21 protein-coding genes are annotated in these 25,541 nt (G+C 51.6%); 15 read left to right on the top strand and 6 right to left on the bottom strand.

The genetic code is table 11. The features are described from left to right. Positions 1-12: 12 nt before the first annotated feature. Positions 13-3,576 (bottom strand): SusC/RagA family TonB-linked outer membrane protein, encoded by a 3,564-nt coding sequence (locus tag ACEVG1_RS06480; RefSeq protein WP_374742770.1) that lies wholly within the window; start codon positions 3,574-3,576, stop codon positions 13-15. 187 nt (positions 3,577-3,763) lie between these two features. Continuing rightward, positions 3,764-4,885, bottom strand: coding sequence for a FecR family protein (locus ACEVG1_RS06475; RefSeq protein WP_374742769.1), 1,122 nt, complete (start codon positions 4,883-4,885; stop codon positions 3,764-3,766). A 163-nt stretch (positions 4,886-5,048) separates the two neighbouring features. Here ACEVG1_RS06475 and ACEVG1_RS06470 point away from each other — a divergent pair, with 163 nt between their 5' ends. Together ACEVG1_RS06470 and ACEVG1_RS06465 are read left to right on the top strand one after the other, a co-directional pair. After that, on the top strand, positions 5,049-5,234 hold the full coding sequence (locus ACEVG1_RS06470) for a hypothetical protein (RefSeq protein ID WP_374742768.1): 186 nt from the start codon (positions 5,049-5,051) through the stop codon (positions 5,232-5,234). A gap of 80 nt (positions 5,235-5,314) precedes the next feature. Next, the gene (locus tag ACEVG1_RS06465; RefSeq protein ID WP_374742767.1) at positions 5,315-6,232 is read left to right on the top strand and encodes a LytTR family transcriptional regulator DNA-binding domain-containing protein; all 918 of its coding nucleotides are present in this window, start codon (positions 5,315-5,317) and stop codon (positions 6,230-6,232) included. 91 nt (positions 6,233-6,323) lie between these two features. Here ACEVG1_RS06465 and ACEVG1_RS06460 read toward each other — a convergent pair whose 3' ends face one another. Beyond that, entirely contained in the window at positions 6,324-6,809 is a 486-nt protein-coding gene (locus tag ACEVG1_RS06460; RefSeq protein ID WP_374742766.1) for a DUF6169 family protein, read from the bottom strand. A 395-nt stretch (positions 6,810-7,204) separates the two neighbouring features. Here ACEVG1_RS06460 and ACEVG1_RS06455 point away from each other — a divergent pair, with 395 nt between their 5' ends. From ACEVG1_RS06455 to ACEVG1_RS06420, 8 genes are all read left to right on the top strand, one after another. Then, positions 7,205-7,612 carry a hypothetical protein gene (locus tag ACEVG1_RS06455; protein WP_374742765.1) on the top strand — a complete coding sequence of 136 codons (408 nt, stop codon included), beginning with the start codon at positions 7,205-7,207 and terminating at the stop codon, positions 7,610-7,612. Between the two features lie 102 nt (positions 7,613-7,714). Further along, positions 7,715-8,089 carry a hypothetical protein gene (locus ACEVG1_RS06450; protein WP_374742764.1) on the top strand — a complete coding sequence of 125 codons (375 nt, stop codon included), beginning with the start codon at positions 7,715-7,717 and terminating at the stop codon, positions 8,087-8,089. Further along, the gene (locus ACEVG1_RS06445; RefSeq protein ID WP_374742763.1) at positions 8,008-8,580 is read left to right on the top strand and encodes a CHAP domain-containing protein; all 573 of its coding nucleotides are present in this window, start codon (positions 8,008-8,010) and stop codon (positions 8,578-8,580) included. Before ACEVG1_RS06450 ends, ACEVG1_RS06445 begins: the two co-directional genes overlap by 82 nt. Before the next feature lie 21 nt (positions 8,581-8,601). Continuing rightward, the gene (locus tag ACEVG1_RS06440; protein ID WP_374742951.1) at positions 8,602-9,234 is read left to right on the top strand and encodes a fibronectin type III domain-containing protein; all 633 of its coding nucleotides are present in this window, start codon (positions 8,602-8,604) and stop codon (positions 9,232-9,234) included. Next, positions 9,231-9,743: a hypothetical protein gene (locus ACEVG1_RS06435; protein ID WP_374742762.1), complete on the top strand. Its 513-nt coding sequence runs from the start codon at positions 9,231-9,233 to the stop codon at positions 9,741-9,743. Before ACEVG1_RS06440 ends, ACEVG1_RS06435 begins: the two co-directional genes overlap by 4 nt. Positions 9,744-9,931: 188 nt before the next feature. Then, positions 9,932-11,329, top strand: coding sequence for an aminopeptidase P family protein (locus ACEVG1_RS06430; RefSeq protein ID WP_374742761.1), 1,398 nt, complete (start codon positions 9,932-9,934; stop codon positions 11,327-11,329). 75 nt (positions 11,330-11,404) lie between these two features. Further along, positions 11,405-13,600 carry a DPP IV N-terminal domain-containing protein gene (locus tag ACEVG1_RS06425; RefSeq protein WP_374742760.1) on the top strand — a complete coding sequence of 732 codons (2,196 nt, stop codon included), beginning with the start codon at positions 11,405-11,407 and terminating at the stop codon, positions 13,598-13,600. Positions 13,601-13,631: 31 nt separating this feature from the next. Continuing rightward, positions 13,632-15,290, top strand: a complete 1,659-nt coding sequence (locus ACEVG1_RS06420; protein WP_374742759.1) for a M1 family metallopeptidase — start codon at positions 13,632-13,634, stop codon at positions 15,288-15,290. A 2-nt stretch (positions 15,291-15,292) separates the two neighbouring features. Here ACEVG1_RS06420 and ACEVG1_RS06415 read toward each other — a convergent pair whose 3' ends face one another. Together ACEVG1_RS06415 and ACEVG1_RS06410 are read right to left on the bottom strand one after the other, a co-directional pair. Next, complete coding sequence (locus tag ACEVG1_RS06415; protein ID WP_374742758.1) at positions 15,293-17,197, bottom strand: DUF3857 domain-containing protein; 1,905 nt, start codon at positions 17,195-17,197, stop codon at positions 15,293-15,295. Beyond that, the gene (locus ACEVG1_RS06410) at positions 17,194-19,182 is read right to left on the bottom strand and encodes a transglutaminase domain-containing protein (protein WP_374742757.1); all 1,989 of its coding nucleotides are present in this window, start codon (positions 19,180-19,182) and stop codon (positions 17,194-17,196) included. Before ACEVG1_RS06410 ends, ACEVG1_RS06415 begins: the two co-directional genes overlap by 4 nt. Positions 19,183-19,302: 120 nt before the next feature. On the opposite strand from ACEVG1_RS06410, the gene ACEVG1_RS06405 reads away from it, so the two are divergent. From ACEVG1_RS06405 to rodA, 5 genes are all read left to right on the top strand, one after another. Next, positions 19,303-20,325, top strand: a complete 1,023-nt coding sequence (locus ACEVG1_RS06405) for a rod shape-determining protein (protein WP_374742755.1) — start codon at positions 19,303-19,305, stop codon at positions 20,323-20,325. 88 nt (positions 20,326-20,413) lie between these two features. Then, a complete protein-coding gene (gene mreC / locus ACEVG1_RS06400) occupies positions 20,414-21,247 on the top strand; it encodes a rod shape-determining protein MreC (RefSeq protein ID WP_374742754.1) in 834 nt (277 codons plus the stop codon). After that, on the top strand, positions 21,240-21,755 hold the full coding sequence (locus ACEVG1_RS06395; protein ID WP_374742753.1) for a rod shape-determining protein MreD: 516 nt from the start codon (positions 21,240-21,242) through the stop codon (positions 21,753-21,755). Before mreC ends, ACEVG1_RS06395 begins: the two co-directional genes overlap by 8 nt. Positions 21,756-21,785: 30 nt before the next feature. Then, the gene (gene mrdA, locus ACEVG1_RS06390; RefSeq protein WP_374742752.1) at positions 21,786-23,741 is read left to right on the top strand and encodes a penicillin-binding protein 2; all 1,956 of its coding nucleotides are present in this window, start codon (positions 21,786-21,788) and stop codon (positions 23,739-23,741) included. Next, positions 23,734-25,005 carry a rod shape-determining protein RodA gene (gene rodA, locus ACEVG1_RS06385; protein ID WP_374742751.1) on the top strand — a complete coding sequence of 424 codons (1,272 nt, stop codon included), beginning with the start codon at positions 23,734-23,736 and terminating at the stop codon, positions 25,003-25,005. Before mrdA ends, rodA begins: the two co-directional genes overlap by 8 nt. 179 nt (positions 25,006-25,184) lie before the next feature. Here the strand turns inward: rodA and ACEVG1_RS06380 are convergent, their stop codons facing one another. Then, entirely contained in the window at positions 25,185-25,511 is a 327-nt protein-coding gene (locus ACEVG1_RS06380; RefSeq protein ID WP_374742750.1) for a hypothetical protein, read from the bottom strand. Positions 25,512-25,541: the final 30 nt, after the last annotated feature.

Genomic DNA, 25,541 nt, shown 5'->3' with positions numbered 1-25,541 from the left:
AGATTTAGAAACTTAAATACCTGCTTTAAGTCCGATTGAAAATGATCTGGGTGTGGGCAGAAAATTTGCGCCGGAATAAGGAACCGAGTCTGGGTCAATACCGTGTTTATTCGCCTTCCACAAAATGCCAAGGTTATTGCCGTAAACATAAATTTGTAGATTGCGAATTGGCAGTGTCCTACCACCTATTTTTTCTATCGTGTATCTTATATTTATATCCTGCAATCGTATATGATCACCTCTTTCTACCAGTGTTTCTGAGTTTCCATAGAAATAATATTCCCGATACATATCTGGTGAGGTAAGTGGAATTGACGGAACATTCGTTTTTAATTCATCACCTGGCTTTTGCCACCTCAATCTATAATCTTTGTTGCCATGCCAGTAAGCCATAAAATTCGAGTAATCAACAGATGGTCGTCTGAAGTAATGGCCCAATTTATAGGTGACATTAAATGAGATTGTTACGCCTTTGAAACGGAAGTCATTCCGCACACCTCCAAAGAATACGGGATTTACCGGACCATTAAATATCAATTCCTCCGTCGTTGAAGTAAGGAAGATATTTCTTGCGTTTGTAGTTTCCTCTCCATTCCGATATCCGATGGGATCTCCAGTATTTGAATCAAGCCCAATAAAACGAAAGCTGTAAATACTTTGAACCGGGTAGCCAAGCAAAGGAGAGATAGTGGACGCAGAGTTTCCAAAACTACTCAATATATATGGAAGAGCTGAAGTACTAATATCATGATATTTAGTTACTTTATCGGTTGCATGACTAAATAGCAAGCCAGTTGTCCATTGAAAAGAGCGGTCAATATTCTTGGAAAATATTTCAACGTCTAAACCATCTCCCTTCATGTTAGCCATATTTCCTCTGAAGGAGGTGAATCCTGTTGTTGGGTCTATAGAAGTAGATGACCCTATCAGATCCATTCCATTTTTTCTGTAATATTCTATATTGCCTGTTAATTTTTGATTAAGAATCGCAAAGTTTATTCCTATATTCAACATTGATGATTTTTCCCATCTCAGTTGTGGATTAGGCAGACCGTTGAGGGTGATGTCAAGAGCTGAGGTCGCGAGAGCAGTCCCATATCTCCCTGTAAGTAAAGCTGTGGTACTCTTGTCTAAGTTTCCGTTGTAACCATAAGTAGTCCTCAATTTCAACGTATTCAACCAATCAGTTTGAAAAAAGGGCTCCTTATCAATATCCCATTTTATGCCTGAAGACCAAAGAGGCACCGTGTTTTGGTTTGTTTGCACTCCGAATAGATTCGATTGATCTATCCGTCCGCTTGCTGATAAAGTATATCGGTCTAAAAGAGTGTATCCAATATTGGCATAGTATGAAATGAACCTGTCTGTTAAAATTGAGATGTTTCTCGGATAAGGAATAACTGCTCTCGAACTTGCCGGATTAGTGATATAAAGTGTTTCATAATCCACAGGCCGACTCGTTAACGTTTCCGGATCAAAGCCGTATAATCGCTGTTGGTTGCTTTCAGCTTTTACTTCCCTTGCTTCAAATCCGGCTACGATGTTTACATTATTATTTATCCAATCTTTTTCAAAATTTAATTGTGCTCGTCCACTGTTGCCCGTCAAGTCACTAACAGAACTATCCATGATATCACCCATTGGTACCGGGTATGGACGGACTCCATCAGGGGTATAATAGCGGTTAATCAAATCTCGCGTGAAATACATGTTTTGGGGCAAATGATTATATCCTTTTGTATTGGATTTCTCAAACTGATACTTGATCTCGGCACTCAATCCCTCAAAAACTGTGTACGTTACCCCCAGATTTATCCGATTATAATACTGGCGAGTGCGATTGTCTGACAAACGTAAATCCTCCAACGGGCGATATTGCCAATCCATGAAGCCATTTGCTTCCATAGCCGATTTGTAAGTGTCTCGGAATCCGTAACTGATAGGAAGAGGATTGCCTGATTCATCAGCGAGCTGTGCATAACTGTAGTACTTCTTAGTGTATGGTGCTGCTAAATCAGCGATACCATTGCTGTTGTTATCTGTTTCTGTAACAATGTGCATTACCGATGCCGAAAGTTCCAAATTATGCATGGGACTGAAATTGTTGGAAGCATTCACGGAATAACGACGATAACCATTACCTACAGCGTTTGACGCATTGTTATCGTGACCAAGTGAAAGAAAATAGCTTGACTTGTTCCCTCCACCGCTTACGTTCAATGCGTATTGTTGGTTTACGCTGTTTCGAAGGAAATACTTTTGAAAATCATTACGTACATCGTATTGCTTCAATGATTCGATTTGTGAACTGGCTTCAGCTTCTGAAACCAATTCGTCCCGTTTGGCGATCAGGATTTCCTGAACTGGTGTGAGCGCTGGCCGCTGATTGGAATTTTCCTGGCTGGCATAATATCCGCGATTGAAAAACTCAGTCTCTAATTCGATAAAATCTGCTGATGACATTCGCGGCAGGTAAAAAGAATCCGGTTTTTCACCGATAGTCACATTGGTGTTGAGTTCAATTCTTGGCGGCTGGTTCGTACGGCCACGTTTCGTATTGATCACAATTACACCATTGCCTGCACGCACACCCCATATCGAAGCGGCAGCCGCATCTTTCAATACCGTAATGCTCTCAATGTCGTTGGGGTTGATGTTGTTGATGTCACCGTCAAACGGGAAATTGTCCAGTACGATTAATGGTGTGTTATTTGCGAATATGGTGCTACGTCCCCTTATGTTCAATGTAGGTTGCTCGCTGGCACTGCTGCGATAGAATGCAAGGCCATTGGTTATCCCTTCCAACCGGCTGACGATATCCGTGGATACGCGCCGGTTCAACATTTCATTATTGATTTGAACAAACGATCCGGTCGCTCTTTCCTTTGGCATGTTCTGGTATCCTGTATTGAGCGATACGTCTACTTCTTGAAGTTCACTATAAAGCAGCCTAAGTGTGACATTAATCTCCGGCCTGTTGGCAGATGTTTCGTAAGGTTGATAGCTAAGTAAACGGAAGTGTAGGGTCTCTGTGGGATATACTCCTGTAATTTCATAACGGCCTTCTCGGTCAGTGATGGTCTGCCATCCACTTTCCTTGACCTGTACAGTGACACCCACTAAAGGATTATTCAACGAATCGGTAACTCGACCTCTGATGGTGATTTGTTGGTTGGGAGCAGGCATTACCTGTGGTTTCGGTAGCAGTGTGATGACCTTACCCTTGATTTCATAATCAAAAGGCTGGCCTGCGAATATGATGGGCAGCACATCGGTAATCTCCTTGTCCTTTATCGCTACAGTAACGGGTTTGGCATATTGTAAGAACGATGCCTTGAAGACAAAGGAATAATCGCTTTGTTCCCTGATTTTTTTGAAGACCACATCAAGGGGTTGATTGCTGACTTGAATGTCGATTTTCTGGGCAAGCGCATCGGCTGTTGCGTGGAGACTGAAAGCCAGTAAGAGCAGCAGTGCAAGTTTCATGGCCAGCAGGATTTGTCGCGGGTTGGTGCCTATGCCTTGCAGCAACATGGTTTTCTGCTGAAGCGTATTGGCATGAACCGGATAATTCATACTTTTGTAATGTTAGGTGATAAAATGAATTGCTTAGAACGTGATGAATTTTGAGAATGCCTGGCAATCGCTGGAAGTGTTAGCGCACTTCCAGCATTTTTCGTTGAGCATGATTGATTTTCAGCGGCAACGAAGCTGCCATGATTCTCATGGCGGTTTATATTACCAGGGCAAACACATGAAGTCTTTATCTGCCCACGATTACCCTCCTTCCTTCAATTCTGAATTTCATGCCCGTATTTATTTCAAGGGCGGCCAGTACTTCAGACAGGTTTGCGTTGCGTTGCAACTCTCCGTAGAGGTCATCTTCGGGTAGCTTCTCATTAACGACAAACGATACGTCGTACCACCGTTCGATCTGCCGGAATATGGCCGGTAGCTTTGCATAATGCAGCGTGATGACCCCACTCTTCCAAACGGTAAAGTCGTTTGCATCCACTTGATAGGTGGTCAGTTCTCCGTTTTCGAGTATAGCCTGTTCCCCCGGTTGCAAGGTCTTCGTTTCTTCGTTGGCAATACTGTTTACATGCACTCTGCCGGTAACAAGCGTCGTTGCGGTAAATGTCTCATCTTCGTAAGCATTGATATTGAATGATGTGCCCAGCACGGTGACCGATTGGGCGGCAGTGGTTACTGTGAATGGGCGGTCCGCATCATGAGCTATTTCGAAATAGGCTTCCCCGCTCATTTCAACATGCCGTCCATTGCCTGAAAAATGTACGGGATATTTGATGGAGGAGGCTGCGTTGAGCCAAACCCTACTGCCGTCAGGCAGCATGATGTGGTACTGACCACCCCGTGGGGTGGTCAGCGTCGCATATTCAGTATCCGTTTGTATTGTTGACACGGTCTCACCGTCGGAGTAAACATATTGCTCCGTACCTGCGATGATGCCATCCTTATTTTCATTTAACGCTATACTATTGCCGTTTGAAAAACTCAATGTAGCACGGTTGCCACCCGGAGGAATATCCTGCACATATTGGTTAGATAAGCTGTGTCGTGGGGTATACACCGTGGAATACCAATAAATGCTGAAGGCAACGGTTAAAAACGCCAAAATAGCCGCCACGTAGCGCAATACCATCCGCACACTATACGTTTTTGATGGAGGCCTTACTTCGCTTGAGCGTAAGCCGAGGCGCGTACGCAGTTCGACGTCTACGGCGTCGTAGTCGGGTGTGGCGTCAAGCGGTAATGTTTCTTTATATATTTTTAGGAACCAACTCTCCACATAGGCGGTTTCCTCGGAAGTGCACTGCCCATCTTCATATTTTTTCAGTAATGCTTTGAAGGTTTCCTTTTCCATAACTAAGGTCAATTGACCGCTGTTTTGCCCCTATGTAGCTTTGGTTAGACTTAAGTAGTAGCTAAAGATAAGAAAAAAATGTAAGTGATTGGAAATCAAACGAAAATTTTCTATGATTGCAAATCAAAATAAAGACATGTGTTTTTGAAAAAACTCACGTGCAATGGGAACGAAACTGACATTAACGGTAGAGGAAAGCGTGATTAAAGAGAATCTTTCTCCTGAGCTTAAAAAACTCATGGGTGCCGTAAAATTACCTCATGACTTTGACAGAGAACGGGAATTGCGCGAATATTTTGAAAACAAACACGTAAAAAATCGAAACCTAAACGAGTGCTCGTGTGGCTAAATAAATAGCATACCGAAGTTTCTTCAAGTTCATCTACCACTTTCTCACTTGTAAAGCTACACAGTGGTAAACCACCGTATATGTATAGAAAACTACGCTCCGTTATTCGCAAGTACTTTAAAAAATCCCGTAAACGCAAACACGCCCATGAAGTAAACTACCACGAACGTTGGCTCGTGCCCCCACTGGCCTTCTTTGTGGGCATATACATGGTGCTCTACGCCCACCACCGCAGCTTTGGCAAGGCGATCTTGATGGTCGACTTCTACAAAGCGGCCATACCGAGCGTACTGGCCGCATGGCTGATGATGCGCTACATCGTAGCACGTACCTATCGGTTGGATGCGCAATACCCGTGGGCCATCGCTTGGTGGCATGGCCCCCTACTCCGCGTTGCCCTCCAGCTGTGGCATGGCGTAGCCGTACCAGGCTTTTTTGTACTCATCTTCTATGCGTTTTACTTTACCGTGCGCGACCAGCCACTACGCTTCTGGCGATACGTAAGCGAGGATTTCTATTTCGTATTGCTCATGCTCCTAGGGTTTAACGTGCTGATATGGACATACTATCGCCTGCGTACTATCGAAATCATGCAGCGATTCCGCACATGGCGGCGCGAATACGGCAAAACCGATGCCGAAATGGAGGCGCGCTGGGCCCTGGGAAGCGTGGATGTGGTGCCCGATCTGGAACGGGCCAAAGACCGCATTGCCCTCGTGGAGCCTTGCAAGGATGGAAAGGGAACCTGCTGGTCTACCGATTTTTCCGGCAACGTGGACAAAGAACCGTATACCATGAAGGCGTTTTATAAAAAGAATGAAGGGTACCACTTTTTCAAAGCCCGCTATGCCATTATCGTAAACCGCGCGGCCATCAGCGAGGTGGAAGATGACGCCGGCGATGTGGTCATCGTGCTTGGCAAGGGGCGGCCCGGCGAGCGGATTGTGGTAAGTGTGCGGCGAAGGGAAGAGTTTTTGAAGTGGTTTACAACAGACTAATTTTTGATAGGAACAACGACGCTTCGCCGTTGCCCCAAGTTCAAAACTCAATCTCTTGAAAACCGGGGAGGGGGTTTGGGAAATTTGAGTACTATTTATTGTCGTGGTCGCGGGCATTTAGTTCCCGAAAGGCTTCTATAAATAATGCTGCTTGCTGATGGTCTTTCCGGATCAGCAAGGTGTTATAAATGCTCACCCCATCAACTACCGCAAGCTGATCTTCTTTGATGATGCGCCCATCATTGTACTTCCAGAACCACCTATCAAATTTCCGTTTCCTTGCTAGTTGCCGATTATCCAGGCTATCGCAAATGTAGATAGCTACATTGTCATTTGTCTCAAAAAATAATTTCATAATCTCGACAACAGTATCAGCTATTCGACTGTCTGCTAACGTATTTTTAGTATTTCCTTGAATAAGGTCGATATTAAAAGAGTAAATATTATCAACCAGCTGTCCATAATCAAAGAAGACAGTACTATAATCAAGAAAATAAGCGGTATAAATTATCCCTTGATCGGTTTCAAACTGATAATTAAGTTTTTCAACTTCCTTTAATCGATAGGGGCGTAGCAAAACGGTATTGATCTTTTAGGTCTGATAACTTTCCGCCCTTTTGCAGATGGACGTGAATAGCCCGTTTATCTTCAAGCATTTTCTTGAAGATAGGCGCTCCTTTCGAATTAATCGCTTTATCTGTCTTTTTTGACGTACTCATCCTTGCAAAAATAACGGTTTATTTATTGAAATCCAAATGATTGCCATGGGGTATTTTTCACTAGCTCGCCGTACTCGCGCCATCGACATAGCTGCCCTAACACCTAATACACCTTTTCCCACACCATATACATCTGTAGGTTTATTACCTGTTAAGTGATTATTCCACAGCTTATTGTGCAGCTACTTTTGTGCCGTTGGCCAGTCTGCCAGTTGGCGGATGGCCGTATCGTTTAACCCAAAATAAAAGTAAGATGGAAAAACAATTCGCAACGTACCCGTTTACCTCTGCTGGCGTAAGCCAGTGGCAAACCGACCTAGCTGCTGCTGGCGCTAGTGCCCGCAATACCGAGGCCGCCCTGGTGGAACAAGGGCTGTACACGTTCGTGCCTACACGGTTTACGCTGGAAGCGGCACAGGTAGCCTTTTTGGACAACCTCCCTCCCGCCCTCTGCGCGCTCTGGGCTACACAGATAGCCTACGCCATACGCGAGCAGATACCCATTACGCTCGTCAAACCGGAAGCGCGAGCGGCGGAAGATGAGCCGGAAGGCACCAAGTTTATCGAGTCTGAAGGTAGCTCGGGTAGTGCGCCTGCCCAGCCCCAGCCTACATGGCTCGCTGACCCCAGCTACTACCTGCGGTTCACCGTCGGTTACTGACGCGTAAATAAGGGGGTGCCTAAAAAGGCCTTTGGGTATTAAAAGCTTTTGGCGCCCCCTGGATTGGACAACAAGTTTTACCAAAAAGGAAGGAGAAAAACGATGATTGGCAAACGTAAAGAAAATTGGACGGAGGATGCCGTACCGGTGCACCGTCTCTGCGCCAACAAGGGGTTGCGCCCGCAGAAATGGCTGCAAGATCTCTGGGGCGTGCTGGCGTTGGCCCTGTTTGTCTGCAGCGGTCCGCTGCTGCGCACATGGGACCCCACCGCAGGCGTGCTCGATATCGGCATACTCAGCATGCTACCCCTCGCATGGTTGGCCGTGACCCTAGCGCGGTTAGCGGCCGCAGGCATCTATAAACCGATGGTTGAATCTATTCATCAATTGACATTATGGCAACGAACGCTAGGGTATGGCTGCCTGTACTTATCGTACTTCTGGGCGGTAGTGTGGGTGGTAGTATGTTTGGTTTAGTGATTCACGCAAAGCACACAAAGACGCTCCGCTTCAACGCAGACGATGCTAAGGATTTTTCTTCGCGGGCTTTGCGTGAAATATACACCGCCGAGATTGGCGTACGCGAAGCCACCGGCCGGAACGACGGGCCGCGCGTGGCAGAGTACCTTGCCTATTGCGGCCTCAACAAAGGCTATGAATGGTGTGCGGCATTTGTGAGCTGGTGTTACGGACAAGCAGGTTATGCCCAGCCACGGAATGCCTGGGCAGCGGCGCTGTTTCCGGCGGGTAAGACCATCTGGACGAAAGGGCAAGGGTGGAAGGGGCAAAGGAAAGGCGACGTGTTCGGCATCTACATCGCCAGCAAAAAGCGTATCGGCCACTGCGGCTTCGTGGATGCCTGGGATGGATCGTGGCTCCTCACCGTGGAGGGGAATGTGGATAACGCCGTAGTGCGCAAGCGCCGTGCGGTGAGGACCATCCACGCAGTGGCCCGGTGGACAAATTAGCAATCAGCAAAAAGCAAAAAAATGAAATCATTAAAAGTAAGAACCTACTACGCCGACCTGCGCGAGCACGAGCTCGTAACGCAGGCGGGCAAAGCCCTCCAATTCATGACGGGCAATGCAAATTATCCTACCCCGGCACCCGACCTCGCCGACTTCGAGGCAGCATATACCGACTACAAAACGAAGCTGGAAAAAGCCAATAAAGGGGGCAGCCGGCTAGACTTCCGCCAGAAAAAGGAAGCGCGCATCGTACTGCTCGATCTGATGCGCGATTTGGCCACGCACGTGAACCTCACCGCCAAAGGCGTCGGCTCCGTATTGGAGAGCTCCGGTTTCATCATAGCCAACCTCGACCGCAACGTGGGCATACCCGGCATCCCACAACGTGGGCGCCTCATCGACGGCGACAACAGCGGCACGCTCAAATGGGCCGTGGATGCTGTGCCGGATGTCTGGGAATACGAATATTGCCTAGGTACACGGGCCAGCGCAGAGGCTCCCATCAGTTGGGAAGCAAGCCGAAAGGCTACCCAATCATACGGCAACTTACTGGCCGGCCTTACACCCGGCGTGGTATACTATGTGCGCGTGCGCGCCCACAACGGTAAGGGCGATAGCGATTGGTGCGAACCGTTTTCGAGGATGGCCCGATGAAAACCGCCATAGGCATTCTGATTATCGCCACCGCCATTGCCTGTGTTTCCAAACGGGAGCACAGGCAATCGGTTACACGGCTGGACGAAACGGTGGCACACAGCTACCGCGACAGCATGTGGTCCGTGCGGCAGCAGGAAGCATGGACGCTCGAGGTGGTAGAACTGGAAACGTGGAACCGCTACACCGGTTGGCCCGACGGGTGTACCGATTCGCTCACCGCGAACACCGGCTCGTCCGGACGGTCTTCCGGTTCGCCCATACAGCACACCGCGCCGACCGAGCGTAACTACATCCGGTTGAAGCGGTTTACCTTGCGCAGCGACAGTAACAACTTATCTACCGGAAGGTTTACCGATAGCACCAAACGGTTTTCCGTTTCTTCGGAACGGAGAATCGGTTCAACCGAGCGGGGGACCTTCCCGGCCATCGGGTACGCCGGCTGGGCCGTACTGCTCATCGCGCTGGGCGTGGTGGTGTTCCGGTTGGTGCGAAGGGTATTCCGTTAGCACCGACCGGTAAACGTGCCGTACCAACAGGTACACCGGTCGGTCTGTCCGGTGTACCTTTTCAACCGGAAGGTAAGCCCGTTGAACGGTGCGGTCAACCATCCCGCAGTCCAACTTCCGGTCAATTTCTGCAAACGCTTAGCCAAAAAATGGTTAGGGAGCAACCAGCTTTTTAGTACCTTTATCCCATGATGTTTAGCACACAGACTTACCGATCCCGCCGGGATACGCTGCAAAGCAACGTTCCTTCGGGGCTCATTTTACTGATGGGCAACAGCGAAGCGCCCATCAATTTCAAAGACAACACCTACCCGTTCCGGCAAGACAGCACCTTCCTCTACTATTTCGGCATCGCTGCCCCTGGCTTGGCTGCGCTCATCGATATCGATGAAGACCGCACTACCATTTTCGGTGATGAAATGACCCTCGACGATATCATCTGGATGGGCCGCCTCGAAACGCTCAGGGAAAAAGCCGAGAAAGCGGGCGTATCCGATACACGTCCGGCGAATGCACTGGCAGCAATCCTCTTGGAAGCCCTGCAAGAGGGTCGCCCCGTCCACTTCCTACCGCCCTACCACCCTACCAATTGCATCCGGCTGGCGCACCTCACGGGGATCGCCATCGAACAGCTCGCCGAATCGGCCTCCGTGGAACTCATCAAAGCGGTGGTGGCACAGCGGTCTATCAAATCGGCCGAAGAGGTGGCCGAAATTGAACGGGCGGTAAACACCAGCGTGGATATGCACCTCACAGCCATGCGAATGGCCAAACCGGGCATGACGGAGCAACAGCTGGCCGCAGCGGTACAACACGTGGCGCAACAGGCCGGGGGCACCCTTGCCTACCCCACCATCCTCTCGGTACGCGGCGAGGTGCTGCACAACCACTACCACGGCAACGTACTGAAAGAAGGGGATTGGGTGCTTAACGATTCGGGCGCGGAAACCGCCATGGGTTACGCGGGCGACCTCACACGTACCTTCCCGGCCGGAAAGACGTTTACCGCGCTGCAAAAGGAAGCGTATGAAGTGGTACTGACGGCCCTCGAAAGCGCCACGGCGGCACTCAAACCCGGTGTACGCTACCTCGACATCCACCTCCATGCGTGCCGCATGCTTACCGACGGGTTGAAAGCACTGGGCCTGATGCGGGGCGATGCCGAAGAAGCGGTGGCCGCGGGTGCACATACGCTGTTCTTCCAATGCGGCACGGGCCACATGATGGGGCTCGACGTGCACGACATGGAAGACCTGGGCGAACAGCACGTGGGCTACACCGATACGCTCCGCAAAGATACCAGCACCTTCGGACTTAAATCGCTCCGGTTGGGCAAGGAACTGCAAGCGGGGTACGTGCTCACCGTTGAGCCGGGCCTATACTTCATCCCCGAGCTGATGGACCGCTGGAAAGCCGAAAAAAGACTCGCCCAGTTCATCGATTACCAAAAGGTGGATGCTTTCCGTAATTTCGGTGGTGTCCGCGTGGAAGACGACATACTCATCACGGCAAACGGCCACCGGGTGTTGGGCAAACCGTTGGCCAAAACGGTGGCCGACATTGAGGAAATACGGGCAGGGGTTTAATGGCGTGACGATATTTTAGATTGGCTTATCGCAAAAGGCGAAGAGCAAAAAGCAAACTGCAAAACAACGCAACATATGAATAGATTTATATTCCGCAACCAGCTATATACCTGCTATATATTGGTTGGTTTATTAGGTGCCACTTTAAATGAAACCTATGCCCAGTTCGGGCAACAGGTGCAATGGTCTGACGATGGCAATGCCATGATCAAGGTCGTAGCCGGTGAGATTGTGAGTGAGGCGGTAACCGATGCGGCACAACGTACCGTGCTGGCTACCCATGCGGACCTAACGCCCGCCGGCAGCAACGAACCGTTGCCCGTGCGGCGCTTCTCATTGGCCGCAAAAGGCGATAAAATCCTTATCAATACTCATACCAAACGGGTATGGCGCTACGATACCCGGGGCGACTACTGGGTATTCGACCAAGGGGATAAGTCGCTCACCCAGCTGGGCAAAGACCTGCCCGCATCGTCTCTCATGTACGCAAAACTATCGCCCGATGGCACAAAGGCTGCGTATGTGAGTGGTCACAACCTCTATGTGGAGGAACTTGGTTCAGGAACCGTGACGCCGCTTACCACCGATGGGAACGACCGCATCATCCACGGCACCTTCGATTGGGCCTACGAGGAGGAGTTCGGTTGCAGGGACGGGTTCCGCTGGTCGCCCGATGGGACGCAAATCGCTTACTGGACCATCGATGCACGTACCATCCGCAACTTCTTGATGATCAACAACACGGACTCCACCTACTCCTATACCATTCCCGTTGAATACCCAAAAGTGGGCGAAGCACCCAGCGCCGCCTTCCTATCGGTGGTAGCGGTAGGCAATGGCCGTACCGTGAAAATGGACATCCCCGGCGATCCGACCCAGCACTACCTACCCCGCATGGAGTGGGCTGCCAACAGCAAAGAATTGATTTTCCAACAGCTTGACCGCAAACAACAGCAAAGCAACCTCTACGTGGCCAATGCCACGGACGGCACGTGCTCTTTGATATACACAGAAACAGATAGCGCCTGGATAGACAGCAAGGCCCGGTGGAACCACGACGACCCCACGGGCTGGGAGTGGATAAACGGCGGGAAGGAATTTATCTGGGTGAGCGAAAAAGATGGTTGGCGGCACCTCTACCGGATCGATCGCCAAGGCAATGAAAAACCGATAACCCGCGGCGATTACGATGTGATGGGCATCGACCGCATCGATGAAACGGGCGGTTACGTCTATTTCTCTGCCTCGCCCGACAATGCGACCCAAAAATACCTGTACCGTATAAAGATAAGCGGCGGCAAAGCAGAGCGGCTAACCCCAAAGCACCTTGCCGGCACCCATAACTACACCATCTCGCCCAACGGCAAGGTGGCGATGCATCGGTACAGCAGCCACACAGCAAACCGGACCGGCCATGTGGTGGGCCTCCCCGACCACCAGACACTCGTGGAGGGTACGCTTACCGAACTGCCGGCCGATGCGCCGAAAACCGAGTTTTTCAGCATCACGACGGCAGACGGCGTGGAAATGGACGGCTGGATGGTAAAACCTACCAACTTTGATCCGACCAAAAAATACCCCGTGGTGTTCTACGTATACGGCGAACCTGCCGGCCAGACCGTAACGGACCAATACGGCGCAGGTAGTAACAGGTTGTACAACGGAAGCATGGCCGACGATGGCTACGTCTATATTTCCCTGGATAACCGCGGCACGCCGGCACCCAAAGGGCGCGCGTGGCGGAAAGCCATCTACAAAAACATCGGCATCAGCAACATCCGCGACCAAGCCATGGGTGCCCAAGAAATCCTGAAATGGCCGTTTGTCGACGCGGACCGTGTGGCCGTGTGGGGATGGAGCGGCGGCGGATCGTCTACACTCAACCTACTTTTCCAATACCCCGAGATCTACCAAACCGGCATCGCTATCGCGGCCGTGGGCGACCAGCTCATGTATGATAACATCTACCAGGAACGCTACATGGGCATACCGCAAGAAGACCGCACCCCATTCATCGAGGGATCGCCGGTAACGCACGCCCGGCACCTCCGCGGCAACCTGCTGTACATCCACGGTACCGCCGACGATAATGTGCATTACCAGAACGCCGAGCTGCTGATAAACGAACTGATAAAACACAATAAGCAGTTCTCGCTCATGGCCTACCCCAACCGTAGCCACAGCATCAGTGAAGGTGAAGGCACGCAAGCCCACCTCTCTACGCTATATACCGATTTCCTCAAACAGCGCTGCCCGCCGGGTGGCCGCTGATTAAGCCGATAACAAAAAATAAAGAGCAAAAATGAAATACCTGTATATCGTTTTCCTGGCAATGGCCACGTTCGCCGAGGGCCAGGCGCAATTGCTGAAAGCCCGCGAGCTCTTCAGCCGGGCAGATTCGCTCCGTGGCCAGCTTACGCCGTTACGTACGTGCTACGACATCAATTACTACCACCTTGATGTTCGCGTAGACCCCGACAACCGATACATCTCGGGCTCCAACCTGTTTTTGTTTACCGCCACGACTGATTTCGACCGCTTACAATTCGACTTATTTGATAACCTGCACCTCGACAGCGTACTATACGACGGGCAGCAACTGCCTTTCAAGCGGGAGTACAATGCGGTCTTCATTGATTTTCCGCAATCCATTACCACCGGACAGCGGGATTCGTTCCGCGTGTTTTATTCTGGCAACCCCGTGCAGGCCAAAAGGGCCCCGTGGGACGGCGGATTTGATTTCAAGAAAGACAGCAACGGAAAACACTGGATAGCCACGGCCTGCCAGGGCCTCGGCGCCAGCGTATGGTGGCCGAACAAAGATCACCAATCGGACGAAGTGGATAGCATGCTCATCAGCATCAGCGTACCCAACGGGCTCACCAATGTATCTAACGGCCGGTTCCGCGGTAGCGAAGACCTTGGCGATGGCTATACCCGTTTCAATTGGTTTGTAAGCAACCCGATAAACAATTACAACGTGGCCGCCAACATTGGCGACTATGTGCATTTTGCCGATACGTTCCGGGGCGAAAAAGGGGTGCTCGACCTTGACTATTGGGTATTGCGCGAAAACGAGGCCAAGGCCAAACCGCATTTCGATGCCAACGTAAAACCGATGCTCCGGGCATTCGAATATTGGTTTGGTCCCTACCCGTTCTATGCCGACGGGTTCAAACTGGTCGAAACGGCCCACCTCGGCATGGAACACCAAAGTGCCATCGCCTATGGCAATAAATACCAAAATGGCTACCTGGGCCGCGACGGCTCGGGCACCGGCTGGGGCACCAAGTGGGATTTCATCATCGTGCACGAAGCGGGCCACGAGTGGTTCGGCAATAACATCACCTCCAACGACCTGGCCGACATGTGGATACACGAAAGCTTTACCAACTACTCCGAATCGCTGTATATCGACTACCATTTCGGGAAACGTGCAGGCCAGGAATACGTGCATGGCAACCGCCGGGGCATCCTGAACCTTGCACCCATCATCGGCAAGTACCATGTGAACAACGAAGGCTCGGGCGACATGTACAACAAGGGTGGCGTGCTGCACAACATGGCGCGCACCATCATTGACGACGACGAAAAATGGCGGCAGATACTGAGGGGCCTCAACAGAACGTTCTACCACAGCACAGTAAACTACGAGGACATTGTGAACTACATCAGCGAACAATCGGGAAAGGACCTCTCGCAGTTGTACGCACAGTACGTACGCTACGCCAACATCCCCACCCTCGAATTTTCTTTTTCGGAAGATGGCAAGGCATCCTGCCGCTGGATTGCCGATGTAAAGGACTTCGATATGCCCGTGCGAATCCGTAAAAAGGGAGGGCCCTACCAGTTTATCCAGCCCAAGCGGCAGTTTACCCCGGTCAATATCCCGGGGCTCACGCGCGGCAACCTCGAGGTGGATACCTTCAATTTCTACATCGGCGTATTGGTGGAAGAGTAACGCTATTCGTTCGCAAGCACCAGCTTATGTCGGTCGGACGAGCTTATGCCGTTGATGAACATACAAAATTCGGCATAACGATTGGCCGGATACGTGCCACCGTGCAGCACCAGCCGCCGCCGGTAGGAAAGCTGGTTGCCCACCTGCTCCACGGTTGCCTCATAACGGCCGAAAGGGCTATCCAGCGTGGTTTGCCACGGGCCACCTACCACGGTATAGCCGGCCGGTAGCGTGTACGTAAAGTGGTCTTCATCGGCATAGCCCCGGTTGATATACACCGGCAGCTGCCGGTCTTTTACCGTGGGCACGCTGGATTGCCGGTTAAAAAGGTTGGGTACCAGGAAGGTCTGCCCGTTGCTGGTGGGGGCATAACGCGGCAACGTTACCTCCAACGACTCAACGAGCGTGGGCACTTCATTGTCAGGCTTCTGGTAGTCGATCTGCCCAAAACCGACATGGTCAATGTCATACGCGGTTTTCAACAGCTTCATTTGCTCACCGCCGCTGCTTTCGGCGATTTCGGAATGGTTATCGTACTGCCCGCCGGAAAAGACAGTGCGCATGTGGCCAGCTACGGTGCCATCGTCTGCCAATTGCAGCTCGGCACGGCGCTCCTGGGTGCTCTCGGTAGCCGCATAAGCCGGCGTTTGCAGCAACTTCCCTCCTTCCGGTGTGCAGGCCCACACGGTACGGTCGTCCGTAAACGACCCCAAAAAGCCGAACGGCAGCCGTTGGCTCGTGCACTCCAGCCAAACGGTATCTTGTTCGAAAGGCACGCACAAGATCACGTGGTTACCTTGGTCCATACTTGCAAAATCAGCGCTGATACTACGCTTGGCATTGCCAGCCTCTACTACGCAGTAATAAGAGGGGATATCAACCACGGCCAGCAGCGCCCGCATGTAGTTGGCCAGCCCTTTGCAATCGCCGTAGCCAAGCTGGTCAACCAACGCAGCGGCCGTTGGCTTAAAGCCACCGATGCCGATCTGCACACTCACATACCGGGTTTTACGTTGCAGGTAGCGGTAGAGTGCGGCCGCCTTTTCCCGGTCGGACGCCAGCCCGTCTACCAAGCCCTTTACCTCCGCAACGGTATGCGGCGGAAGGTTCATCCCTTCGGAAAGGAGTGCACCAAACATCCACTTACCGAGCTCTTCCCAGTTGGAATACTGCCCTTTATGTTTATAGTAACCGAAATTTACCGGTGCAATCCTTACGGTGGTCTTATACGTTTCAGGATCGGGGCTGTAGGGTTCATACCGCCTGGCGGGGAGGTTATCCACCGCCCACGTCGTGGTGCTCCGGCCACCCGCCACGCTGTGTTCCGCGTTGCCCCGGTAGTTCGCGGCGCGCACGCGCACGGCGTCACTTTCGGCACAGGTAAACGTGTACTGGCTATGTTGTACCGCCACGTCCCAATAGGCCTCGGGGCGCCAGGCGGGGATGATGAGGTTCTGCTTCCGCTCCACCTCGTAGCTGTACACGATGGTATAGGGATACCCCGCCATGGCCGGCAGGTAATGTTTTACCCGGCTGTCTTCGTATAACGAAAAGTTGCTCACCGCACTCTCATCCCTACAGTCGCGCTTGGTGAACTTACGCAATAGCACACCGTCGCCGTCGTACACCGCTCCTTCGATCCGCTTAATCACGGTTGCCTTATCGTAATGGATCACGAGCCGCGCCCGCTCTTCGCCACCGCGGTTAAAAACCGTAATGGCCCGGTGTACACGGTGGTACACCTTGGTTGGCGAAAGCATATCGACCACCACCTCCTCGCGGCGAACCACGGCATCGGCACGGCTTTTCAATGCCACGGGAATATGCGCCACGGCATAGTCCGATTGGGCAGCAGCCCGCCCGCCACCAAGCAGGCCCATGAACATAATCAGCCATCCAGCTTTCATTGGGCTCCTTTCATCTGCAGTACCACATCGATTTTTTCCTGTTGGATAATCCGGCTGAAAAATTCCTTCAGCGCGAAATAACTTTCCGGGGGGTAGGTAGACTGGTTCAGTGCCAGCAGCTGCGAAAAAGTCAATACATTATCCGATAGGTTGGTTTGCGTAAGGTAGCGCCCACCCCGGTTTTCCAGGGCCATGTTGTAATCATCGGGCTTGGAAGCCAACGCGTACCCTGCGGGCAGTTCGATGGTCATCAGTACCCGTTGTTCGCTGGCCGTGCCCATATCCACCGGATAGGTGCGATCATCCAGGTTAAAAGGGTTCTTGTTTATCCGGCGGATAAAGAACGGGTTGAAGAACAGTTCACCTGAGCCCAAGCTATCGTAAAGCTTCACCGCAATGTCATAGCGTTCAACGAAGGGTTGTTCCAAATCTGCAGCACCCATGATTTCGCCCTGCTCGATCTCGAAACCGGTGAGCCGTTCGTCAAGGTGTTCGATGTATTCGTCCGCGGTGTTGTAATTGGCCAGTTCCTTGCGTTTGTTCCAGGCGGCATAACCATAGCTGTGGGTGGTGAGCTGTCCCCGTAAAAATCCGTCGGCCCCCAATTTGGCGTTCAACGTATATTGGGTGGTTGATTTCTGGGACGATTCAACGACCATCCAATACGAAGGCTCCTTCAGGTTCACCACGCGCGCCTTGCCATTGATGCAATGCAGCGGCAGCAACCCAAACGGCAGCAGCGGGTCCGAGGCATCCAGTAAGTAATGGCTGTCGCCGATATTGACCTTGGCAACAACGTAATTGAAGTCGCTGAGCACGGGGTGCACGTCGTTGACCACGCCATTGTCGCGCGTGGAAAGGATAACCGCTTCGCCATCCAACCCCGCCGCACGCAACCCCGCTATCAGGGCCAGGTTGATATCACCGATATTGCCCGATCGCCGTTCCAATGCGTCTTTCACCGACGATTCGCTATACTTACCTAGGTACTTGTTCCACCTGATGCGCTGCTGGACGTAGCGGTAAACAGCCTTGGCTTTGCCGAGGTCGTCCATCGTGTCTGCGAGGATGGTAGGCAGGATGGACTTGAATAGGTTGTCGCGTTTCATCTGGCTGCCGAAGTCCGCGTGGGTCACCAATTCGCGGTCTACGTTCTTCCACTCTTTCGTAATCTTAACATTGGTCCCGTTGAGCCTATATATATCCGAAAGCTCAAAATAAATAGCTGATTTAAAATTGCTTGCAGCCGTCATATAATCTTCCGTTACAAATGCGGGTATATCCCGCATTCCGTAGGTCAAATGCGAACAATCGACATCGCGGCCCACGATGCGGAAGGCTCCGCGATTTAGCTTGGCATCCTGCGTATGGAGTTTATAGGGGCCCCGCAAAATCACGTTGTAGGTATACATGGCCGGGATAATGGCTTCAAACACACTGTTGATTTTCGGGATCTCGTCTTGCAGGTGCCACGTGTGGAAATTGAAGATATGCGGCGACCGCAACCGGTAGCTGTACTCGATGATGCTGCCGTCTTGCAGGTTCGGAAAGGTAAATTTGGTATGGGTGAGGTACCTGCTCACCTCTTCCTTAAACAGTTGGCTTTTATCCAGCGGCAGCGTCACGATCCGGCTGTCTTCCACATTGATCGTTACAGCCTTCACGTCCGAGATGACATCCGCCCGTTCCCCGCTCTCGTCTTTATGCGCCGGTATCACCACCGTTGCGTGCTGGTAGCCGTCGCTATTGAAAATCTTGATGCGCACATGGTAATCTACGATCAGTTCGGTATATCCTTTCGTATCATCAAAGACCATATAGGCCTTGCCGTACTCGTTGAGCACGGCCGCATTGGAGAAGCTATCCAGGTCGTTCTTGGCTAGCCTAAGGTCTTCTGATGAAAGTGAACCGAATGTGAAATCCTGGCTATGCAAACAGCCGGCGAAAACCACCAAAAAGGCGAAGGTCAAATAGGTCTTTATCATCGTTTGGGCAATACATTAAGGGATCAACACAAATCGGATATAAATCGGATATTGTGGCTAAAGTTATCAGTTTTTTTGGTAGGTTTGCACATTATTTAAAATTCTTATCATATTTGCCGGATGGGCTTATTTAACTGGTTTACACAAGAAGTTGCGATTGATTTGGGTACGGCAAACACCCTCATTATCCATAATGACAAAGTGGTGGTGGATGAACCCTCTATTGTGGCATTTGACCGCACCACCAACAAGGTCATTGCGATAGGGCGCCAAGCCATGCAGATGGAAGGGAAAACACACGACAATATCCGGACCGTAAGGCCATTGAAAGACGGTGTGATTGCCGACTTCAATGCGGCCGAGCACATGATCCGGGGCATGATAAAGATGGTGAACAACGGCAAGGGCTGGTTTTTCCCGTCGCTGCGCATGGTTATCTGTATCCCTTCGGGCATTACCGAGGTAGAAAAGCGGGCCGTACGCGACTCAGCAGAGATAGCGGGAGCGAAAGAGGTTTACCTGGTACATGAGCCCATGGCCGCCGCCGTGGGCATCGGTATCGACGTGGAGGAACCCATGGGCAACATGGTAATCGACATCGGCGGCGGTACCACGGAAATCGCGGTCATCGCATTATCCGGCATCGTGTGCGACCAGTCGATCCGGGTGGCAGGCGATAATTTCGACTCCGACATTGTGCAATACATCCGCAGGCAGCACAACATCATGATCGGTGACCGGACAGCAGAGAAAATAAAAATCGAGGTGGGTTCTGCCCTCCCCGAGTTGCAGGAGCCGCCAGCGGACTTTGCCGTACAGGGCCGCGACCTGATGACCGGTGTGCCCAAACAAATTACCGTATCTTACACCGAAATAGCCCATTGCCTAGACAAGTCTATATCAAAAATCGAAGAGGCTATCCTCAAGGCGTTGGAAATCACCCCGCCCGAGCTTTCTGCCGACATTTACCAAACGGGCATTTATCTCACCGGGGGTGGCGCTTTGTTGCGTGGACTGGATAAGCGTATCCAAGCAAAAACCAAGCTACCGGTCCATGTGGCGGAAGACCCCCTGCGGGCCGTGGTGCGGGGAACCGGCATCGCATTGAAAAACATCGGCTCGTTTAAGTTTTTGATGCAATAAGCGGCCGTTCGCTATTTGCAATTCGCTGTTTGCCAAGGCAACGCACAAAATGTAAAATAGCAAAAAACAAAAAGCAAATAGCAAAAGAATGAAGAACCTTTGGCTCATTCTCACTAAGTATAATGCCTTCTTCTTTTTTGTGCTGTTTTTTGGGTTTGCCGTATACCTCGTTGTCCAAAACAACTCGTTCCAGCGAGCATCGGCCATCAATTCGTCAAATGAGTTTATCGGTTCGGCCTATGCCCGTATCAATGCCTGGCAAAGCTACCTCCACCTCCGGGAAGCCAACGTGCAACTGGCCGAAGAGAATGCCGGCTTGCGGGAACGGCTGCAACTCCTCACCGCACCCGATAGCGTGGTGGCCGGTGCGGTTACCGATAGTACCGGCGACATACAATACCGCTACGTGGTGGCAAGGGTAACGAACAACAGCATCCACCAAAAGAACAATTACATCACGCTAGACAAGGGCAGCAAGCACGGCATCAAAAAGGGCATGGGCGTCATCACGTCAAACGGCATCGTGGGCATTGTATTGAACGTTTCAGCTCATTTCGCTACCGTGCAGTCCCTCCTACACAGCGAAACGCGCGTAAGCGCCGCCCTGGAAGACAGTGGGGCCTTCGGCTCGTTGATATGGGGCGACAATTATGATGCGCAGCTGGGCGTACTTAAAGACATCCCCAACCACGTGAAGGTACGTGAAGGTGAACAGGTTTTCACATCGGGGTTTTCGCTATTCCCCCCGGGAATACGGGTGGGCGAAGTGACGCAAACGGGTATTTCGGGTGGCGACAGCTTCCTCGACATCCGGGTTAAATTCAGCACGCAGTTCCACAACCTGCGGCAGGTATACGTAGTGGTAGATATGCTCGCAGACGAAAAGGAAGCGCTGGAATCTCAAAGCGAAAACGATGGCTAAGATTTTCTCCTACAATATCAGCCGCTTTTTTGTGCTCATCGTGCTACAGGCATTCCTGTTCAAAAACATGGGGTATTATAACCTGGCTACCCCGTTTCCCTATGTGCTGTTCATTTTGCTGCTGCCCGTAGGCATACCCAACTTCATCCTGTACTGCCTGGCCTTCCTTACCGGCATCACCATCGACGCGTTTTACGATACGCTGGGGGTCAATGCCGCCGCGAGCGTAGCCCTGGCGTGGGGGCGCATCCTCTTTATACGCATTACCCTGCAAAGCGACCAGCACGAAAATTACGTCACACCGCTGGTAGGAAACGTACCCTTCCGGTGGTATTTCCTGTATGTATTCGTACTCACCCTATTCCACCACGCTGTATTGTTCATGCTGGAAACATTTACATTCCATCAATTCCATTACACCCTCACCCGTATCTTATTAAGTTGTATATTTACCGTTGTTATCATTTTGTTGTTCAGTCTGCTTTTTTACCGGAAAAAACAGCGTTAAGCAAATCGCCCCAAAGGCATATCCACATAAATGAACGCATTTTTTGAGCGAAAATACATTATACAGGGTATATTCATCGCCATCGCCATCGTCATCGCGTCCCGGCTGTTTTACTTGCAGTTGATCGACAAAAGCTACCTGTTGTCGGCAAACAACAATGTGCTCCGAAAAATGGTCATTTACCCCGCACGCGGCGTCATCCTCGACCGCAACGGGCAGGTACTCGTGCAGAACGAGCCGGTGTATGACCTCTTGGTAACGCCCCGCGAGGTGAAGGATCTCGATACCGCGCTGCTATGCGAGCTCGTTGGCATCGACCGGGAGGGGTTTGACAAGCGGATGAAAACCGCCCGTGACTACTCCCCTTACAAAGCATCCCAATTTGAAAAACAGATACCGGCAACCGCTTATGCCAAACTGCAGGAACACCTGTACAAATTCCGCGGATTCTATGTACAGAACCGGACGGTGCGCAGCTATCCCGATAGCATTGCGGCCCAGTTCCTGGGCTATATCCAGGAAGTGAACGACCGCGATATCGAACGTTCCAACGGATTTTACCGACCGGGTGACTACATCGGGGCCAGCGGTGTGGAACGGGCGTACGAAGAACTCCTTCGGGGGCAACGCGGCATAAAGAACGTCATGGTCGATGCTTTCAACCGCCCCCAAGGGTCGTTTGCCGACGGCAAATACGACACACTGGCCGTAGCGGGCGATGGCTTGGTATCTTCGCTCGACAGGGACTTGCAGATCCTCGCCGAGAAACTCATGCGCAACAAAATAGGCAGTGTGGTGGCCATTGAGCCCGCTACCGGCGAAATCCTGACATTTGTGAGCAGCCCGGGCTACGACCCCAACATGATGGTAGGCCGCGAGCGGGGCAACAACTACATGCAATTACTGCACGACCCCTACAAGCCGATGTTCATCCGCCCCATCCAGGCCCAATACCCGCCGGGATCGGTATTCAAGGTGGTTGCGGCACTCACCGCCCAACAAGCGGGCCTGATCGAAGCGAGCACCATCTTCAACTGCCCGGGCGGGTACCGTTACGGCGGTGGCCGGGCTATTATGCGTTGTACACACGTGGATGGCTCCATCCCCTTGGTTACCGCCATCCAGCGTTCGTGCAACACCTACTTCGGGTACACCTACGCCCGCATGATCGACCACCGCAACTTGCCTTCTACCGAGGCGTATACCCTGTGGCGCGAGGCCACCATGAAGTTCGGCATCGGGCAGCCGCTGGGGATTGACTTGCCCGGCGAACAGGATGGCCTGCTGCCCACGGCCGACTACTACACCAAGCGCTATGGAAACGCACGCTGGGGATCGGGCTACAATATTTCCCTATCCATCGGTCAGGGCGAAATGGGCATTACCCCCCTGCAGATGGCCAACATCATGGCCATCGTAGCCAACCGGGGCTTTTACTACCGGCCGCACCTCGTCAAAGCCATCGGTGAAAAGAAAATCGTCAAACCCGAATTTACCGAACAGATATCGGCCGGCGTGGATGCGAAGTACTATGAACCTGTGGTAGAAGGGCTGAGCCGGGCGGTCAATGTGCAGGGCGGCACAGGTTATTCCGTACGGATCGCCGACATCGAGATGTGTGGCAAAACGGGTACCGCCCAAAACCCGCATGGGGCCGACCACGCGGTATTCTTCGCCTTTGCACCACGTGAGAACCCCAAAATCGCCATTGCGGTGGTGGTCGAAAATGCAGGATACGGCGGCGTTTGGGCCGGACCCATCGCCAGCATGCTGGTGGAGCAATACTTGAAAGATACGGTCACCATACCCAAGCACATCCAAGACCGGATTTATAACGCAGACCTCTTGCCCAAGCAAGAGCCCAAAAAGCCGGCTGAATCCGTCAATGTAGCACCGAAGCGGCAGCGGCCCATCGAGCCCCGGAAAGAACCCGATGGGGAGACCCTATTCGTTCACCATAGCCTAATAGCGAGCCGGCATGAGTAATCCACATCGGAATAGGTTTTTTGGCGGCGAAGTTGACTGGTTCACCGTGGTGCTATGGCTCCTGCTCTGCGCCATCGGCTGGTTCAATATCCATGCGGCTGTGTTCGATCCCGAACATCCGGGGCTGTTCAGCATGGAAACCAACTACGGCAAGCAGTCCATCTATATTTTCTCGGCCATGCTGCTGGCTGTTGCCATCCTCATCGTAGACGCCAAGTTTTACAGTTCTTTCTCGCCTGTCTTATATGCCATCACCATCCTGTTGCTGATCACCGTGCTGATCGTGGGGCGCAATGTGGGTGGAAACCAGGCGTGGATTCCCATCGGTAGCTTCCGCCTACAGCCTTCCGAATTTGCCAAGCTGGCCACGTGTCTGCTGTTGGCCCGCTTCCTGAGCGCCCACAGCACGAAAACACCCAACCTGAAAACGCTGTTTACCGGGGCAACCCTCGTGGCGTTACCGGTGTTGCTGGTGCTACTGCAACCGGATACCGGGTCGGCATTGGCCTTTTTTGCATTGGTATTCGTGTTTTATAGGGAGGGGTATATTTCAGGGCCTTGGATGCTATTCGGTGCGCTTGCCATCCTGCTGTTCGTGCTCACCCTGGCATTCAATCAATGGGCGGTTATCGGTGGGGTGGCCGTGGTCATTGGGCTGGGCATTTACTATTTCAGGAAAAAACGGAAAATCATCACCAGCTTAATCGTCCTTTTTGCCATCGCATTCGTATACGTGCTTTGTGTAGAGTTTGTCTATGACAATGTGCTGCAATCGCACCAGCGCAACCGTATTGATGTACTTTTGGGTAAAATAGACGATCCCCGCGGAGAGGGGTATAACCTCAACCAATCGATGATTGCCATTGGCTCCGGCCAATTCTGGGGGAAGGGGTATCTGCAGGGCACACAGACCAAATACAATTTCGTACCCGAACAAAGTACGGATTTCATCTTCTGCACCGTCGGTGAGGAATGGGGGTTCGTCGGATCGATGGTCGTGATCGGCATCTACCTCACCCTCCTGTTGCGCATCGTGAATATTGCCGAGCGCCAACGCACCGCCTTTGCCCGCATCTATGCTTACGGTGTGGCAAGCATCCTTTTTTTCCATTTTGCCATCAACATCGGCATGACCATCGGCATTGTACCCATCATCGGCATCCCGTTGCCTTTCATCAGCTACGGTGGTTCTTCCCTATGGAGTTTCACCGTGCTGCTTTTCATCATGCTCAAATTTGATGCGAACAAGAAAGGGATTGTCTGAAAAACAAGAAAACGGAAAAACGAAAAGTTAAAAGGGGGAGGCAAAATACCAAATGCGTGGCCCCGCAAGGGATGCAGGGCACTACGCAAATGGCTGCACACATGAATGACCACAAATTTAGGAGATTTTTAACAAACTCCTAATTTTTTTGTAATTTTTTTATTTTTATTTTCTCTACACTACAAATCTTCCTGTTCGTTTACGGGTACACTACGAATAAAGTCGTCATAATAAGGATTATCCTGATTGGAGTAGGTGCCGTAAGCACTCACCAAAAAGCCGCGTTGGCCATCGTCTGAGCGGATGGCATAGGCCACCGACATATCGGCCGGGTCCGATTCGCCTTCAAACCGGTACACCTTCACAATGGTAAGTTGCGTAGGGGCATACAGCCGCCCCTCCTCTCCAAAGCGGGCTCCCCCCTCCGTTATCAGGAGTTCGCGGCCGTAACCTTTTTCTTCCAGCCGCACAATGACCTTCGATAGCGGCGTCATGGGTTTGGGCATATCCATCATAATTTTTACTGGTATAACAAG

The organism is Parapedobacter sp. 2B3 (genome assembly GCF_041925275.1).
GTDB lineage: Bacteria > Bacteroidota > Bacteroidia > Sphingobacteriales > Sphingobacteriaceae > Parapedobacter > Parapedobacter pyrenivorans_A.
The sequence above is the reverse complement of the archived record's forward strand: the minus strand, read 5'-3'. Positions and strand labels throughout refer to the sequence as shown.